Source organism: Sciscionella marina DSM 45152 (genome assembly GCF_000379465.1).
GTDB lineage: Bacteria > Actinomycetota > Actinomycetes > Mycobacteriales > Pseudonocardiaceae > Sciscionella > Sciscionella marina.
Map to the genome: position 1 here is coordinate 20,439 of NZ_KB905413.1, position 13,936 is coordinate 34,374.

General features: G+C 65.2%; 12 protein-coding genes. 9 read left to right on the forward strand and 3 right to left on the reverse strand.

Going from position 1 to position 13,936, the window contains the following annotated elements:
* Positions 1-20 precede the first annotated feature (20 nt).
* Positions 21-1,487 carry an FAD-dependent tricarballylate dehydrogenase TcuA gene (tcuA, locus tag A37U_RS0129710; RefSeq protein ID WP_020500315.1) on the forward strand — a complete coding sequence of 489 codons (1,467 nt, stop codon included), beginning with the start codon at positions 21-23 and terminating at the stop codon, positions 1,485-1,487.
* On the opposite strand, the gene A37U_RS0129715 is transcribed toward tcuA, so the two are convergent.
* Complete coding sequence (locus A37U_RS0129715) at positions 1,464-2,810, reverse strand: MmgE/PrpD family protein (RefSeq protein WP_083933999.1); 1,347 nt, start codon at positions 2,808-2,810, stop codon at positions 1,464-1,466. The two genes, tcuA and A37U_RS0129715, sit on opposite strands and share 24 nt — an antisense overlap.
* Positions 2,811-2,867: 57 nt before the next feature.
* On the opposite strand from A37U_RS0129715, the gene A37U_RS0129720 reads away from it, so the two are divergent.
* Entirely contained in the window at positions 2,868-3,482 is a 615-nt protein-coding gene (locus A37U_RS0129720) for an NIPSNAP family protein (RefSeq protein ID WP_020500317.1), read from the forward strand.
* Positions 3,483-3,628: 146 nt separating this feature from the next.
* Here A37U_RS0129720 and A37U_RS50345 read toward each other — a convergent pair whose 3' ends face one another.
* Both A37U_RS50345 and A37U_RS0129725 read right to left on the reverse strand, forming a co-directional pair.
* The gene (locus A37U_RS50345) at positions 3,629-4,657 is read right to left on the reverse strand and encodes an alpha/beta hydrolase (RefSeq protein ID WP_157183108.1); all 1,029 of its coding nucleotides are present in this window, start codon (positions 4,655-4,657) and stop codon (positions 3,629-3,631) included.
* A gap of 538 nt (positions 4,658-5,195) precedes the next feature.
* Positions 5,196-5,978, reverse strand: a complete 783-nt coding sequence (locus tag A37U_RS0129725) for an IclR family transcriptional regulator (protein ID WP_020500318.1) — start codon at positions 5,976-5,978, stop codon at positions 5,196-5,198.
* Positions 5,979-6,146: 168 nt separating this feature from the next.
* On the opposite strand from A37U_RS0129725, the gene A37U_RS0129730 reads away from it, so the two are divergent.
* From A37U_RS0129730 to A37U_RS0129760, 7 genes are all read left to right on the forward strand, one after another.
* The gene (locus tag A37U_RS0129730) at positions 6,147-7,016 is read left to right on the forward strand and encodes an isocitrate lyase/PEP mutase family protein (RefSeq protein WP_240437716.1); all 870 of its coding nucleotides are present in this window, start codon (positions 6,147-6,149) and stop codon (positions 7,014-7,016) included.
* Entirely contained in the window at positions 7,009-8,259 is a 1,251-nt protein-coding gene (locus A37U_RS0129735) for a 3-isopropylmalate dehydratase large subunit (protein WP_020500320.1), read from the forward strand. Before A37U_RS0129730 ends, A37U_RS0129735 begins: the two co-directional genes overlap by 8 nt.
* A complete protein-coding gene (locus A37U_RS0129740) occupies positions 8,256-8,756 on the forward strand; it encodes a LeuD/DmdB family oxidoreductase small subunit (RefSeq protein WP_020500321.1) in 501 nt (166 codons plus the stop codon). The genes A37U_RS0129735 and A37U_RS0129740 overlap by 4 nt, the downstream gene beginning before the upstream one ends.
* Positions 8,757-8,758: 2 nt before the next feature.
* Positions 8,759-9,895 (forward strand): 2-methylaconitate cis-trans isomerase PrpF family protein, encoded by a 1,137-nt coding sequence (locus A37U_RS0129745; protein WP_026197738.1) that lies wholly within the window; start codon positions 8,759-8,761, stop codon positions 9,893-9,895.
* Between the two features lie 16 nt (positions 9,896-9,911).
* Positions 9,912-11,249 (forward strand): MFS transporter, encoded by a 1,338-nt coding sequence (locus tag A37U_RS0129750; RefSeq protein WP_063712851.1) that lies wholly within the window; start codon positions 9,912-9,914, stop codon positions 11,247-11,249.
* A gap of 10 nt (positions 11,250-11,259) precedes the next feature.
* Positions 11,260-12,603, forward strand: a complete 1,344-nt coding sequence (locus A37U_RS46040; protein WP_020500324.1) for an MmgE/PrpD family protein — start codon at positions 11,260-11,262, stop codon at positions 12,601-12,603.
* A gap of 592 nt (positions 12,604-13,195) precedes the next feature.
* Positions 13,196-13,936, forward strand: a 741-nt coding sequence (locus A37U_RS0129760) for an IS256 family transposase (protein WP_026197740.1), incomplete at its 3' end; no start/stop codon positions are given.

The window sequence follows — 13,936 nt, forward strand, 5'->3', positions numbered from 1 at the left end:
ACCGAACCAAGGAGAAAGCCATGCCGAAAGTTGTCGTCGCCGGCGCGGGTTTGGCCGGGCTCACCGCCGCGATCTCCGCTCGTGAAGCCGGTGCGAACGTGGTACTGCTGGAGAAAGGCGACCGCACCGACGTCGGCGGCAACGCCGCGTTCTCCGGAGGATTATTCCTATTCTGCTACGACGGACCGGCCGATCTGACCTCGATCACCCAGGACTACGAAGCCGGCATGTGGGCCGACCGGATCGAGGCGCCGCCGTACACCACTGAGGCCTACACGGACGAGTTGATGGCGATGAGCAACGGCCGCGCCGACCCGCAACTCGTCAGAGCACTCACGAACAGGTCGCTCGACACCGTGCGGTGGCTCACCGAGAAAGGCGTGCGCTTCACCTTCAACCGCACTGTGGGTGCCCACGTTCGTGAGGGCATCCTGCACATCCCGCCTGGGCAGATTCTGACCAGCACCGGCAACGGCATGTCGCGCGGGTTCGAGGTGATCAAACCGTTGGTGCGGCGCGCCGAGCAGCTCGGGGTCGAGTTCCGCTGGTCCACGCCGCTCGTCGAAGTGCTTCGTAGCAATGGACGTGCCGTTGCTGCCGCAGTCGGCGACGATGAACCCGTACCGGCCGACGCACTGGTGATCACTAGCGGTGGGTTTCAGGCAAACACCGAACTGCGGCGCCGTTACCTGGGGCCGGAGTGGGAGAACGTCAAACTCCGTGGCACCCGCTTGGCCACGGGTGACGGGCTCACGGCGGCGCTGCGTGCCGGCGCGGGTGAGGCTGGAACGTGGGCAAGCTGCCACTCGGCGGCCGTGGATCCGACAATGCCCTCGCCTGGGTGCAGCGAGGCAGCACCACCGTTCCCACTGCACGGTTTCTGGCTTGGCGTGCTCGTCAACCGGGATGGCGAGCGGTTCGTCGACGAAGGCCCCGGCCCCTGGGTGAAGAACTACTCGAAAATGGGCAAGGCGATCATGCGCCAACCGGGTTGCGAGGCGTACGAGATCTTCGACCAACGCACCGCGAAACGCGTGGCCGACGAGTTCGCCGGGGACGCGGTCCCGATCGTGGCGGCCACCGTGCCCGAACTCGCCGAGCGCATCGGCACCCCAGCTGACGCGCTCGTCCGAACGATCAAGGAGTTCAATCGCGCCTGCCAAGACAGCCGGACCGCGAAAGGCATCACGCCCCCCAAATCGCAGGACGCCACTCCACTGGACCACCCGCCGTTTGTCGCCTACCATGCCGTCGCCGGGTTGACGTTTACCTTCGGCGGGGTACGGATAGACCCGAACGGACGGGCCCTCGATCCCGACGGCGTCCCCGTACCCGGTCTGTACGCGGCGGGTGAGGCCACCGGGGGCCTGTTCTATGGGGACTACCCCGGCGGTGCCGCCCTTATGCGCGCCGCGGTATTCGGCCGCGCAGCGGGCCGCACCGCCGCGATCGAGGGTTCCGATTCAGCCGGACTGGAGAGTTTCTAGCAGGCGCGACAACGGGATCCGGTCGAGACCAGCAATGCAGTCCAAGATCGCCTGGCTGCCGGCGCGGCCGTAAACGGGATCAACTGCCAAATGAAACCGCCGGACGATCTGCACGGCGGTCATCGAGGGAAAGGCATCCTGCTCGGCAACCAGCGTGGACCCGTTGTCGAGTAGCACCTCGACATGGGATCCATTCCGCTGTGGGAATTCCTTGGTAAGGTGCGGATCCACCGTCAGCCGCGACCGGGCGGCCAACTGTTTCGTCCCGAGGTCATCGAGGTTCTTCCAGTTCTGGTCGAAGATACCGCCAGTCACGAGTACGGAAGCAACGCTGAACTGCACACTCAACTGCGCGGCGACGACATCGGTGACCGGGCCGCTGTTGTTGCACCCCGGATACCGCACCGCCTGCTCTGGGAGTCGGATGCCGACTGCTTCGATGCGCTTCCAGTCCGGATGGTGCCGTCGCACGATCTCCTCGGCCAACTGGCACGGCCCCTGGACGTAGATGCACGCCGGGGCGGGCTTGTGCACGATGTCGCGAATCGCGTAACCGCTGCCCAGCCCTTCGATGAGCCGGGACGACCGGTGCCGCGCACCGAAGCCCGCGAGCAATCCCGCCTCGCCCTCCAGGGCACCGCGGGCCGCGGTCAATTTGTGGCGTGCCAGCAAGGCCGCCTCCACACCCGCCCGCGCAGCCATCGCCGAATGCAGCACATGCTCCTGCGTACCGGCGCGCGCCCATTCGTTGAGCCCGCACGCGGCACTCGCCGCCATGCCGAGCGCGCCCTGAGTGCCGTGGCGATCGAGCGCCAAGAGGTGCGCACATGCCGCGGCCGCCGCGACCGGTCCCGTCAGACCGGTCGGCCGGAACGTCGCAGCCACCCCCGGCGTGATCAGTGCGGAACCGAGACGGCACATTACTTCATAGCCGACCACCACCGCGGACAACAACCGGCCGGCAGGCACATCCTCCTGCTCCGCCAACGCCAGTAGTGCGGGAAAAAGCACCATGCCAGGATGCGAGGAGCTCTCGACGTGCGTGTCAGTGCGAGCAGTCGCCGCCGCCGACACACTGGTGAGATAAGCCGCAGTCGGAGCGGTGGCACGTGTGGCCGCACCCAGCACCTGCGCGGCACCCTCATCCCCACCGGATACACCCAGTGCCTTCACGGCTGAGCGCGCTTCTTCCGAAGAAACGAGCGCCGCGGACAAAAAGTCCGCCAGACACAACTTGGCCTTGACGATGACGTCCCCTGGCATCCGTTGCGTTGCCACGCTCACACAAAAGCCCGCCAACTCACCCGTGATGTCACCGCACATGCCTGTAGTATAAGCATACTGCTGATAAGTTAGCTAACTTACTTATGGAGTGTTGCCGTGCTGTACGAACTCACCAACCTCGCACTGAAGCTGTACACCGTGCCGAAAGCGCTATCCACGCTGGAGGACTACACCACCGGCGTCGCGGCGCGTGGCAGATTATTGGGCTGCTGGGAAATAGAGCATGGCATCATCGTCGGCCGGGTAATCCTCCTTCGCGAGTTCCAGGACGCCGTACAACTCACTGAGGAGCGAGAGCAGATTCTCGCCAGCTCCAATCCCTTCGGGATCGGTGAGTACTTGGAGTCGTTCACCGTCGAGAGCTATGCGCAGTTCCCTTTCCTGCCGCCTGTCCGCACCGGAAGGTGCGGCAACGTCTACGAGATTCGCACCTATAGGTTGAAAGTAGGTGGACTTCTCCCGACGATGTCCGGCTGGGAAGCCGCGTTACCCGAACGCACCAAGCTTTTCCCTCTGACCACGGCGATGTACGGCCTGGACGGCGCACCTCGAATCACGCACATCTGGCCTTTCCCCAGCCTCGACGAACGTTTGACCATTCGCCGCAACTCCTACGAACGCGGTATCTGGCCCCCGAAAAACGGCCCGGAGAACATCACTCATGCGACTTCCACCATCGCCCTTCCCACCGCCTTCTCACCGTTACATTGAGCTGCACACCACCTCGAACCGGCGCTTCAGACGCCGTGATGATCCATCAGTCGAATACGCTGCCGGACACACTCGTTCCAACATCGCGAGAAGGTTCAACCGAGGTGGGGACATGCCTGAGGTCGGCGGCATCGGGATTCAGCTTGTCAATGGACTGCCGTGTCAATCCATCGGCTTGCCGCGCGATACCACTCCTGGGCGTTGCGTTCGAGGTTGATGCAGTGCCCGGCATTCGGGAGTACATACCCCTGCAACTGGGCGCCGGGTCCGTAGTACGGGGCCTCGTGTCGGCGTATGGCCTGTCCGCTGGAACAGTCCCGTCCCCCTAGTCCGGCACAGAAAAATTTGTCCTTCCCACCCTCGACGACGAGTGTCGGAACATTGATATGACGTGTCAGACCGTCGAGCTGATGGACCGGGAAGGCCATTTCGGGTAATGGCAAGGTCGCTTTCGTTTGTTCATCGACTACGGGCACTTCCGGATCGGTGTCAGCAGGATTGTAAAACAGCCCCGCCCTCGTACCGGGTCGGGTCGTAATATATGTCGGATCCAAAACGTAGCGGAATTTTGGATCTAGCATCGCCGGTTGTACAGATGTCCCCAATCCGACGATAGCACGTAGTGTGATCGGGAGGAGAGGGTTCGGGTGCATCATGCCGGTTACGATGAGCCCGTCGATGTCTCGGTATGTCGCTGCTTCCACCCACGCCACCGCTGATCCGACCGAATGGCCCTCGAGAACAACTTTCCTGAAGCTTCTGTCTCCGATGGCTCCGCCACGCAGGTCACGAATGAGCTGGTGCACTGTCCGAGCTACAGCAGACAGTGTCACCGATGCACCGAGAGGAAGCGAACTACGCCCCGATCCGATCGGGTCGATAGTGAAAGTCGCTTTGCCGCTCTCGGCCATAGCACGAACATACGAATAGCGTTCTGGGCGATAGGGGAAGTCCCAATAACTGTGGTCATAAGCACCACCGGGAACCAACAACTGAACGGTGCGCGTTTGCCCACTGGACGGAAGGCAGAGTCGGCCATGAACTTGAAAATGTGCCGGTCCATGTGCAACAAGTCGAACTGGCGTGATTGTGTTCATACAACGGATACCTTGGCCATCAGCGGCATAAGCAGGTGCCGATTCCGAGGTGCCGAAAATCGCGGCGGTGATGAGCACTGCGAGCACAGTCAAGAAGCGCGGGCTTCGTATATTACGCGGGAGCATAGTCGCCCTTCCGCCGATCGTGGCACGCTCGATGGGGCGAATTGTTGAACGTCGATACAACAGAACTCCGGTGGAGCTGATCAACCTGAGGAGTCGCTTGGCCGCGGACGCCCCGCGTCGCGTGGATGAGCGGAGACAAGCTCTCAGGCACTTTGCCGACGACATGACCACCCACAGGGCAGCACCTCCCGGTTCGCGTTATTCCCTCGGTGCACGACGAAGCAAGATCTCACTTACCCGCTCCAAAACCGAATACACGCCTTCTCGTCAATACAAGCATGCTGATACTAGATACGGAAGCTGTCTCTGTCAACGGCCGCGCCTTCCGGTTGCTACGGCCAGCCGCAAAATAGGCAGACCAGTGGTCCTCGTCGCATGCTGCGGCGATGCCTATCGGCACGAGGCTTGTCGCCGATGTGCGGCCGGTTCGCGTGGCACGTGTGGACGCTGCGGTCCCCGCGGCGCTGCGGTGTTCGGTACAGCGGGGCGGCTATTGTTCCGGTTCGCTTGCCAGCAGGGCGCGGGAGATCGCGGCGGCGGTTGCCGTGATGTCGGCGGCGAGTTTCTCGGCGACGGCTCTGGTCAGCCGGAACGATGGCGCGCCCATGGCGACGGCGGCGACGAGCGTCCTTCCTGCCCCGAAAACGGGCGCGGCCAGTGAGTTCAGTCCCGGTTCCCGTTCCTCCTCGGTGAAGGCCCAGCCCTGTTTGCGGACCTGGTCGAGCAGCTTCTCCAGCACCTGCGGATCGGTGATGCTGTATTCGGTGTAGCCGGGTAGCCCTTCTTCGAGCGCCGCCTGGTGGGCCTGTTCGTCGTAGGCCATCAGCACTTTCCCCGCCGCCCCTGCCTGGAGCGGCAGGATCTGGCCGATGTAGCCGCGGTAGATGATGGAGTGCGTGGATTCGGCGCCGAGCACGGAGACCCGGTTAGTGCCCTGGCGGACGTAGATGCCACAGGATTCCCGGCTGCGGTCGCGTAGCGCGGTGATGTGCGGTCCGGCGGCGGCGAGCAGATCGGAACCGGCTTTCGCTGCCGCGGACCACGCGGTGACACGCAGGCCGATGCTGTACTCCTGGCGCTGGCGCTGGAGCAGGTTCTCGCCGACGAGAGTGCGCAGGATGCGCGCGACGGTCGAGGTCGGCATGCCAGTGGCCTGGACGATGTCGGCCGCGCGCAGCCTCGGCGTTGTGGCGGAGAAACAGTCGAGTATCTGCGCCGACTTGCGCACGACCTGCACCGAACCGCCGTCGGTCCGTTCCCGATCGGTTGGCACCCTGACGACCTCGCTTCCCGCAGTGCGGCAAGAGCTGCCGCTGGCCGGTCAAATTCGCATGCCTTTGTGCCGTCTGTCAAGTCCTTGACAGACGATGCTGGTTGCCGAAGAGTGAACCGCATTGTGGCAATGATATTCACGATGCAGCATTACGGAGGAGTGGTTTTCGTGTCGGAGATCCGTTCCCGGTTGCGGGAACTGCTTGCCGAGCGGTCGGCGGTCGTGGCACCTGGCGTGTTCGACGGGCTGTCCGCGGCATTGACCGTGAGCGCGGGGTTCCGCGCCGCCTACCTGTCGGGCGCGGCGGTCGCGGCCGCGAACGGCCTGCCGGACGTCGGCCTTGCCACGCAGACGGAGTTCGTGCAGCTGCTGGCGCTGGTCTCGGGCAGGATGGACGTCCCGGTCATCGCGGACGCGGATACCGGCTTCGGCGATGTCACACACGCCTACCGCACGGTCCAGCTCTACGAGCGGGCGGGCGCTGCGGCGATCCAGCTTGAGGACCAGGAGTTCCCGAAGCGCTGCGGCCACATCGACGGCAAGCGGGTCGTGGACGCCGAGGAGTTTGCCCGCAAGATCGAAGCCGCCGCGCAGGCCCGGCGCGATCCGGAAACAGTGCTGATCGGGCGCACCGATGCCTGTGCCGTGCACGGTTTCGACGAGGCGGTGCGGAGGGGCAATCTGTACGCCGAGGCCGGGGCTGATCTGGTGTTCCTCGAGGCGCCGGGCACGTTCGACCAGGTGCGGCGGGTGCCGGCCGAGGTGACGGCGCCAGCGCTGTTCAACCTGGTACCGCGCGGCAAGACGCCGCAGGTCGAATTGGCCGAGCTCGCCGAGCTCGGCTACGCACTGGTGATCATGCCCGGCCTGTGCGTGGGCAGCGCAGCTGCCGCCATGCGCGCGGCGCTGGAACGGGCGGCGCGCGGGGACGTGGGTACGGACGGGCAGGATTCGCCACGCGGCCTGTTCGACGCGCTCGGCCTGTCGTTCTGGGAGGACCTGCGGGAGAGCTACGCGGGGCAGGCCGCCGATGCCTGAAACGCTGATCCAGAAGGTACTCGGCCGGGCATCGGGCGGGCAGGCGGAGGTCGGGGAGATCGTTGTCTGCGAGGTGGACCTGACCGCGCTGATCGACATCCAGTTCGCCCATGACCGGCTGGCCGATGTGGTCAGCGTCGCGGATCCGGACCGGATCATGATCGTGTTCGATCACGCTGTCCCTGCGCCTTCGATACGCGATGCGGAATCCGGCCGCAAAGCGCGAGCCTTCGCCGCCGAGCACGGCATCCGGAAGCTGTTCGACCTCGGACAGCACGGCATCGTCCACCAGGTACTCGCCGAGCAAGGGCTCGCCAGGCCGGGCTGGGTGGTCGCCTGCACCGATTCGCATACCTGCGCGGCGGGCGCTGTCGGTGCGGCGGCACGCGGGCTCGGTCCCGCCGAGGTGCTCCAGATCGTGTGCACCGGGCGCACCTGGCACCAGGTTCCCCCGACCGTCCACTATGCACTCAGCGGGCGGAAAAGCCCGTGGGTCAACGGAAAAGACATCTTCCTGCACATCGCGGGTCGGTACGGCGACGCAACAGGGCACGCGGTCGAGTTCGGCGGTCCTGGCCTTGCCGAGCTGCCGATGGCCGACCGGCGGACGATCGCGACCCAGGGGGCCGAGATCGGCGCCGACTTCACCATTTTCCCTGCCGATCAGCATTGCCTGGACTATGTCACCGCGGCGGCGCCGGATGCCGAACCGGCACCGGTGCGACCGGACGAGGACGCCGAATACGCTGCGGTGCGCGGGATCGAGCTAAGTGGCATCTCGCCGATGGTCGCCAGGCCGGGCACCGTGATCGAGAACGCCGGACCGGTCGGCGACCTCGTCGGCACCAGGATAGACCAGGCGTTCATCGGTTCCTGTGCGAACGGACAGCTCGCCGATCTCGAGGTCGCCGCGGAAATCCTGAAAGGCCAACAGGTCGCCAGCGGAACCCGGCTGATCGTCACCCCGGCGAGCCAGCGGATCTACCTCGAGGCGTCCAGGCGCGGCCTGCTCGCCGATCTGGTCGAGGCAGGGGCGACGGTCACCAACCCGACCTGCGGGGCCTGCTTCGGCTACCACATGGGCACCCTGGCCGCCGGCGAGGTGTGCATCACCGCGAGTACCCGGAACTTCAAGGGACGCATGGGAAGCACGGAGGCCGAAGTGTACATGGCCTCACCGGCGACCGTGGCCGCTTCTGCGATCAGGGGAGTCATCAGCGATGTTCGGGAGGTGGTCGGGTGAACCAGGTCAGCGGCAGGGCGTGGGTGTTCGGTGACGGTATCAACACCGACGACATGTACCCGGGTTTCGCGATGCGGCTGCCGATCGAGGAGGCCGCGCGACACATGTTCCACGCGAGCAGGCCGGAATGGCCGCAGCTCGTGCATCCGGGCGATGTCGTCGTCGCCGGACGCAATTTCGGGCTCGGCTCGAGCAGACCGGTTCCCTTGCTGTTCCGGGAACTCGGGGTCGCCGCACTGGTCGCGGAGCAGTTCAACAGCCTGTTTTTCCGCAACTGCATCAACTACGGCCTTCCTGCTGCGACGCTGCCATCGGCGACCAGGCTGATCCGCGAGGGCGAGACGGTGCTGATCGACTTCACCGACGGCAGCCTGCGCGTCGGCGAAACGGTCCACCCGATCGCGCCGCTGCCTGAGCTGCTGCGTGCGGTGCTCGACGCGGAAGGACTGCTCCGGCAACTCGAACTGGACGGCAAACTCCGGCCGGGGAAAGGATAACGATGTCAGACCAGGAAACGGTCCGATGTGTGCTCATGCGAGGCGGTACGAGCAAGGGCGTGTATTTCCACGAATCCGATCTACCCAAACCAGGACCGCGGAGGGACCGACTGCTCAAGCGGCTGATGGGCACCCCTGACGTACTGCAGATCGACGGGCTCGGCGGTTCCCGTCCGATCACATCGAAGGTGGCGATCATCGCACCGTCCGCAAGGGACGACGCCGACGTCGACTACACCTTCGCGCAGGTCTCGATCGACGAGGACGAGATCAATTATACCGGCAACTGCGGCAACATCTCCTCCGGGGTAGGGCCGTTCGCGATCGACGAGGGAATCGTTCCGGCCGTCGACGAGATCACCGAAGTGCGGATCCACAACACCAACACCGGGAAAATACTCGTGGCACACGTGCCAGTCGGCGACGGTAAGTCCAAAGTGGATGGTGACTTCGCGCTGCCGGGAGTGCCGGGTACCGGCGCGGAAATCGTGATGGACTGGAGCGGTACGGTCGGAGCAAAGACCGGCAAACTGCTGCCGACCGGTTGCCCGGTCGATGACATCGAACTGTCCGACGGGACGTGCGTTGCCGCTACCATCTGCGATGCGGGTAACCCTGCGGTCTGGGCGCACGCCGAAGACTTCGGGCTCACCGGCAGCGAACTCAGCGCGGAGATCAACGAGAACACCGCGCTGATCGACCGAGTGCGCGAACTGCGCGGCCGGGCCGCCGTGCTCGCTGGTCTCTGCACCGACTGGCGTGCGGTGGACACGCAGTCACCTGGCATCCCGCTTGCCGGGCTGGTCGCCCCTCCGGCGGGTTACACGACGCTCAATGGCGCCGATATCGCCGCGCGAGACATGGATCTGCGGGTCCGCTTGCTGTTCATGAACCGGCTGCACGAAAGCATCGCCGGTACCGCATCGATCTGTCTCACCGCCGCGTCGAGGGTGCCAGGGTCGGTGCCGGGAAAGGTCGGCGCCAACCGCACGGATGGCTTGCTGCTTGCCGGCCACCCCTCGGGTGTCACCCCGGTGCGGGTCGAGGGCTCGTCCGTCCACTTCGGACTGCTCGGGTTCAGCCGAACGGCGCGGCGCCTGATGGACGCCACCGCCTACTATCCGCGTTCCACCTTCTGAGCCAACGGGAGTACGCATGGCAATGTTGCCGATGCGCAGTGACTCAGCGGAAATCGCCGCGAATCTGGATCGGTTACCGGTCGGCCCATGGCATCGGCGCGTCGTTGCCTTGATGGGGATCGGCACCTTCTTCAACTTCTTCGAGGTCGGACTCGGCAGCCTGCTTGTCACGCTGATCCCGTCCGCATGGGCGGACACCACGCTGGCCAAGTCGATGGTGATCGGCTCGGCGTTCGCCGGGGAGCTGATCGGTGCGCTGGTGCTCGCCCCGCTTTCGGATCAGTTCGGCCGACGCAGGATGTTCCAGATCAATCTGCTCGCTTACGCCGGATTCTCACTACTGTGCACGCTTTCCCCTAGTTTCGCGGTATTCGTACTGCTGCGGGTGATCGTCGGTATCGGGCTCGGTGCCGAACTGGTGCTCGTGGACACCTATCTCGCCGAGCTCGTACCGGCCGCGCGGCGCGGGCTGCTGATCGGGGTCTGCTATTTCATCGGCTGGCTCGCGCTGCCGGTCTCAGCGCTGCTGGCCGCGAACCTGCCACATGTGCTGGCAGGCCTGGAAAGCTGGCGGTGGCTGCTGATCATCAGCGCGCTCGGCGCTGTCCTGGTCTGGTTCACCAGACGCGGACTCAGTGAGTCACCACGGTGGCTGGCCGCCAAGGGCAGACGGGCCGAGGCGCTCGCGGTGCTGCGCAAAATCGGCGGCGATGTGCCTCCCGCCGAGCCGGACTCCATATCCACTGTGGACCCGCAGGACCGGCCGAAACTGCTTCGCCGTCCGCTGCTCGGCCGGACGCTGCTGGCCTGCCTGATCTGGGCATGCCAGACGATCGGGGTGCTCGGCTTCTCCAGCATCGCGCCGCTTGTGTTGATACACAAGGGATTCAGCGTCCTGCACTCGCTTGGCTATACGGCCGCGACGGCCAGCGGCTATCCGATCGGTGCCGCACTGGTCGTGTTGTTCGCCGAACGCTTCCAGCGCAAGCATTTGCTGGTGATCTCCTCGGTGCTGGTCGCCGCGAGCGGCGCGCTCTTCGGCTTCACGAGTTCGGCGTGGCTGGTGGTGCTGGCCGGTACCGCACTGAACGTGTTCAACGTGATCATGGGCAATCTCAGCCATTCCTACACGCCGGAGCTGTTCCCGACCTCGGTGCGCAGTACGGCGGCAGGGCGAACCTATTCCTTGTCCCGCCTGGTGTCCGCCGTCTTCCCGTTCATCACGCTTCCGTTCCTGTACGCCTTCGGTGCCGGCGCCCTCTTCGGCGTCTGCGCGATTCTCATCCTCGCGATGAGCATCGGGGTCGCACTGTTCGGACCGCGCACCAATGCCAGGCAACTCGATACGATCTGATCGGAGCGACATGTCCGCGACCGCGAAACTGGCCGAATTCACCACGAGTGATTTGCGGCTGCCCGAACTGGTACCGCCCCGGCTGCGCGATCTGGTTCTCGACTATATCGGGATTTCGGCGTTCGCCTCGAATCACGCGGAGAACGTGCCCGCCGTGCGCGCCGCGGTCGATGCACTCGACCCCGGCGATGGTCAGACAACGGTGATCGGTGAACCTCGCGGCTACCACAGCCAGTACGCCGCGCTGCTCAATGGCTGTTACGCGCATTCCCTCGATTTCGATGACACCAACCACCTTCAGATCGGGCATCCCGGCGCACCGGTCATCTCCGCGGCATTCGCCGAGGCCGAGGACACTGGAGCGGACGGGCGTGCCTTCCTCGAGGCACTCGCCGTCGGCTACGAGGTCAGCTGCCGGGTCGGTGCCGCCGTCGGAGCGAGCAGTTACGATCGCGGTTTCCATCTGACCTCGACCTCGGGGATCTTCGGAGCCGCCGCCGCGGTCGCCCGGCTGCGTTCGTTCGACAAGGAAACGGTGGAGCACACGTTCGGGCTCGTGCTGAGTAAGGCGGCGGGAACCATGCAGTACCTGGCGAACGGGGCGTGGAACAAACGGCTGCACCCGGGATTCGCCGCGCACGATGCGCTGGTGTGTGCCACGCTCGCGGGAGCGGGCGTGCGCGGGGCCGCCCATGCGATCGACGGACAGTACGGTCTGCTGCGCGGATACAGTGACGATCCCCGACCCGCCGCGCTGACCGAGGGGCTCGGCGAGACGTGGACTCTGCTGGAGACCGCGATCAAACCGTACCCGTCCTGCCGGTTCACTCATGCCGCCGTCGACGCCGCGCTCGCGCTGCGCACACGGGTCCCGGAAACCGAACGCGCACAGGCGGAGATCCGGATCGGTCTCTCTCCGACCGCGATGAAGATCGTCGGCGAGCCCGTCACGGCCAAGCTGCGCCCACAGGGTTCGGTCGATGCGCAGTTCAGCGTGTACTTCCAGGTCGCGGCCGCCTGGCTGGACGGGAAACTGGACTGGCAGAGCTACCAGCGTATCGGCGCGACGGATCTGACCGCGATGATCGACAGGATCAGCACCGAGGTCGGGGAGCTGGCGGCGCACGAAACCGTGGTGATGGCACGGATCCGAGACCAGGAGTACACCGAGTCGGTCCCGCTGCCACTCGGTGAGCCGGACAACTGGATCGGCGACGCGGCGCTGCGCGGGAAGTTCACCGGCCTCGCCGGACCAGTGTACGGCGTTGCCCGTGCCGAGGCGATCGCCGGCGCGGCGGCTGAGCTCGGTACGGGAACCGATATGCGGACGTTCATCGCATCGCTGCGGGCATGATCGCCCCGGATTTGCCACGTCGTCGATGTCAAGAAACTCGGCTCGCGATCACGCGCGATAGCAGGTAACTCGGTCTGTAACGGCGGCGGGCAGCACGGGCTCGCGTCGCGGCGCCCGGTCGAGCGGCCAGGAGTCCTGGAACAGTCGACCGACGATCGCACATGACCGGATACGCGAGCTACGCCAAGAATCGTCTGCTTGCGTGAGCGCCTGGAACGCCTCTACGGCGAACTGCGCACCGCCGGGGCACGATTACGCCGACCGCAACGCCTCCGGCCTCGATGATTCCGTCTCAACCCGACGCGCCGATCGGCCAGTACTGGTTCCCAGGCGATCCGCGGCCTCGTTTTATGAATCTTGTGACCGATATCGAGGGTCGGGATCGAGATCCGGCGGCTCTGGTACTGCCGCAGGTGTGGAGTATGAGAGACGGCAGTCGCATGTCGGACCGGGCTCGGGTCTGCCTGGGTTGTGTCCGGCAGTGTGGTGTGCCAGCAGCGCATGTGGGTGTTGAGCGTGTCGTGGCTGGGAAGAGGGTGGTCACCGCGTGATCCTTCGAAGCGACCAAGCTATGAAGGAGGAAGTTCACGCGATGACCGATATCGAGCGTATCGAGCCGGGCAAGCTGCTGTCTGATCAACTTGCCGGGGCGGAGCCGGATCTGCTGCGGGAGATGCTGGGCTCGTTCATCCAGACGATCATGGGAGCCGAAGCTGACGCGCTCTGTGGTGCTGACTACGGGCAACGCGGCAGCGAGCGGGTCAACGCCCGCAACGGCTACCGCCACCGCGACTTCGACACGAGGATGGGAACGATCGAGGTAGCGATCCCGAAACTGCGGTCCGGCAGCTATTTCCCGGATTGGCTGCTGGAACGCCGCGAACGCGCCGAACGAGCCCTGACCAGCGTCGTGGCCACGTGTTGTCTGCTGGGAGTCTCGCCGGGGCGGATGGAGAAACTCGTGGAGTCCCTCGGTGTCACGAGCCTGTCGAAATCGCAGGTCTCGACCATGGCCCAAGACCTCGACGAACAGGTTGAAACGTTCCGCACCCGACCGCTCGACGCTGGGCCGTATGCGTTCGTGGCCGCCGACGCCTTGGTGCTCAAGGTGCCAGAGAACGGGCGGGTGATCAATGTGCACTGCCTGGTCGCGACCGGGGTCAACGCCGAGGGCTACCGCGAGATCCTCGGCCTGCAGGTCGCTTCGGGTCAGGACGGGGCCGGCTGGTTGGCGTTCTTCCGCGACCTCGTCGCCCGCGGACTTACCGGGGTCCAGTTGGTCACCAGTGATGCGCACGCCGGGTTGGTTACCGCGATCGGCGCCACCCTGCCC